The organism is Liquorilactobacillus sicerae (assembly GCF_029916425.1).
In the GTDB taxonomy this organism is placed as follows: domain Bacteria; phylum Bacillota; class Bacilli; order Lactobacillales; family Lactobacillaceae; genus Liquorilactobacillus; species Liquorilactobacillus sicerae.
Map to the genome: position 1 here is coordinate 1 of NZ_JAHAVQ010000222.1, position 457 is coordinate 457.

At 43.1% G+C, this 457-nt stretch carries 1 pseudogene; it reads left to right on the top strand.

Annotation, left to right across the window (positions count from 1 at the left end):
• Nucleotides 1–457: pseudogene (locus tag KH893_RS12120) on the top strand (bifunctional UDP-N-acetylglucosamine diphosphorylase/glucosamine-1-phosphate N-acetyltransferase GlmU); the annotation flags it as partial.

The following is a 457-nucleotide window of genomic DNA, read 5'->3' on the forward strand; positions in this document are numbered from 1 at the left end:
GTGCCAAGATTGTTCAGGTTGCAGATTGGCAGGATATCCTTGGAGTGAATACTCAACAACAATTGGCAGCGGTTAGCAAAATTGCTAGAAAACGGATTAACAATCAAATGATGACCAACGGCGTTACGATGATCGATCCTTTGACTACCTACATTGACGCTAATGTGCTTGTCGGGACCGGCACTATTATTAAACCCGGTACGGTTATCGAACACGACTCGGTAATCGGAGCCGAAAACGTTATCGGCCCATATGCCCATTTGCGTGAAAAAACTATCACCGGTATTGACGTCCATATTGGAAATTTTGTCGAAACGAAAAACGCCAAGATTGGCGATCATACTCATATTGGCCATTTGACTTATGTTGGCGATGCCGAAGTTGGTCAGGCGGTTAATATTGGCGCAGGAACTATTTTTGTTAATTACGACGGCAAAAACAAACATATAACCAAAGT